This window comes from Actinoplanes sp. NPDC048791 (assembly GCF_040650095.1).
In the GTDB taxonomy this organism is placed as follows: domain Bacteria; phylum Actinomycetota; class Actinomycetes; order Mycobacteriales; family Micromonosporaceae; genus Actinoplanes.
Genome location: NZ_JBEZGQ010001402.1, coordinates 1 through 1,752 on the forward strand (window position 1 = coordinate 1; position 1,752 = coordinate 1,752).

Consider the following 1,752-nt stretch of genomic DNA (forward strand, 5'->3'; position numbering starts at 1 on the left):
TCGGCGGCGAGCTGCGGCGCCACCGGCTGCGCGGCGGGATGTCACAGGAGGACCTGGCCGCCCGTACGGGGCTGAGCGTGCGCACCATCCGCTACCTGGAGTCCGGCCGGGCCGGGCAGTCCCGGCCGGAGACGCTGCGGCTGCTGTCCGTCGCCCTCGGCCTCGACGGCGCCGACCGGGACCGCTTCTACGCCGCCGCTGACCGCGGCCGTCGCTGATTGCCGCTTGCCTGCCGGGTCCTTGCCTGTCCCCCGGACCCACCCGGAACCGACGATGGAGGCCAGCCGCAGCCGGCGGCGCGACGGGGGGCGGCGGCTGCGGACGCGTCACCACACGGGGAGGAATCACGATCATGACCACAACACGGTGCGGGGCACGGATCGTGGCGGGGCTGGCGATGACGACGGACCTGACCACGGTGACGGCGGGCTTCGTGGGCGTGCAGGCCGCGTCGGCGGTGCCCTCCAACTGTTCGGTCGGCGGGTCCGGCAACGTCGGCTGGGCCATCTGCACCTCGGGCACCGGCCAGTACCAGGCGGTGGTGGGCTGCGACGTCTGGCTGGGACGCGACTACACCCGCAAGGGCGCCTGGCGGGCGGTGGGCAGCGGCGAGCAGAGCATCGCGGCCAGCAACTCCTCCGAGGGTGCGTACAACAGGCTCAACGCCTTGGGCCCGCTCTGAGGACTGTGGCCCGGCCCCACGGGGCCGGGCCACAGTCTCTACGCTGATCACCATGACCGGCCTTCGCGATCGTTTCCGGGCCCTGCACGAGTCCGGCACCTTCCTGCTGCCGAACCCGTGGGACGCGGGCTCGGCCCGGCTGCTGGAGAGCCTGGGCTTCCCGGCGCTGGCCACCACGTCCTCCGGCCTCGCGGCCGGCTTGGGCAAGCTCGACCAGCAGGTCACCCGGGACGAACTGGTGGCGCACGTCGCGGCGGTCACCGCCGCGGTGCGGATCCCGCTCAACGTCGACGCCGAACGCTGCTTCGCGGACACCCCGGCGGGCATCGCCGAGACGGTGGACCTGCTGGCCGACGCGGGCGCGGCGGGCATCTCGATCGAGGACTACGACCCGGCGGCGGACCGGGTGGAGACGCTGGAGGCCGGCGCCGAGCGCGTCGCGGCGGCCGCGCAGGCCTGCGCCCGGCTCGGCATCGTGCTGACCGCCCGGGCCGAGAACTACCTGTACAGCCATGAGGACCTGGACGACACGATCGCCCGGCTGAACGCCTACCGGGCCGCGGGCGCCGACGTGGTGTACGCGCCCGGCCTGCGGAACCCGGCGGACATCGGCCGGCTCGTCCAGTCGGTGCCGGCCCCGGTCAACGTGCTGGCGCTGCCGGGCACGCCTACGGTCGCCGAGCTGAGCGAGCTGGGGGTGCGGCGGATATCGACCGGTGGGGCGCTGACCTGGGCGGCTTACGGGGGTCTGCGGGATGCCGCCCGGGAGCTGCTGGAGAGCGGCACGACGACGTTCCGGTCCCGCGGCCTGACCGGCGACGAGATCGAACAGGCCTTCGGGGCCCGCTCCTAGCGGAGGTGTCAGGTGTGAGGTTCCGGCCGGCAGTTCACTCGTCCGGGTGCCCGGTCAGGCCGAGCAGCGGGCCTGCTCGCCGGCGGCGGGCCGGGTCACCGAGGATCTCCGTCGAGTCGGTCACCTGGTCGATCGTGCCCGGCAGCGTCCCGATCGGACCGCCCCGGAGCCCGCCCAGCCGGTCGACCAGCGCCCGGACCTCCGGCTCGGTGATTTC

3 protein-coding genes and 1 pseudogene are annotated in these 1,752 nt (G+C 74.3%); 3 read left to right on the forward strand and 1 reads right to left on the reverse strand.

Annotated elements, in window-relative coordinates:
• From AB0C29_RS46780 to AB0C29_RS46790, 3 genes are all read left to right on the forward strand, one after another.
• Window positions 1-218 (forward strand): helix-turn-helix transcriptional regulator (locus AB0C29_RS46780; RefSeq protein ID WP_360834627.1); only part of this gene is annotated, 218 nt, incomplete at its 5' end.
• Between the two features lie 134 nt (window positions 219-352).
• The gene (locus AB0C29_RS46785) at window positions 353-682 is read left to right on the forward strand and encodes a hypothetical protein (protein WP_360834629.1); all 330 of its coding nucleotides are present in this window, start codon (window positions 353-355) and stop codon (window positions 680-682) included.
• Window positions 683-734: 52 nt separating this feature from the next.
• Entirely contained in the window at window positions 735-1,535 is an 801-nt protein-coding gene (locus tag AB0C29_RS46790) for an isocitrate lyase/phosphoenolpyruvate mutase family protein (protein WP_360834631.1), read from the forward strand.
• A gap of 34 nt (window positions 1,536-1,569) precedes the next feature.
• On the opposite strand, the pseudogene AB0C29_RS46795 reads toward AB0C29_RS46790, so the two are convergent.
• Window positions 1,570-1,752 (reverse strand): annotated as a pseudogene (locus tag AB0C29_RS46795) (hypothetical protein); the annotation flags it as partial.

What these genes read in the sequence shown, in the direction of transcription:
- AB0C29_RS46785 (WP_360834629.1), top strand. Translation starts at nt 353, where the DNA reads ATGACCACAACACGGTGCGGGGCACGGATCGTGGCGGGGCTGGCGATG.
- AB0C29_RS46790 (WP_360834631.1), top strand. Translation starts at nt 735, where the DNA reads ATGACCGGCCTTCGCGATCGTTTCCGGGCCCTGCACGAGTCCGGCACC.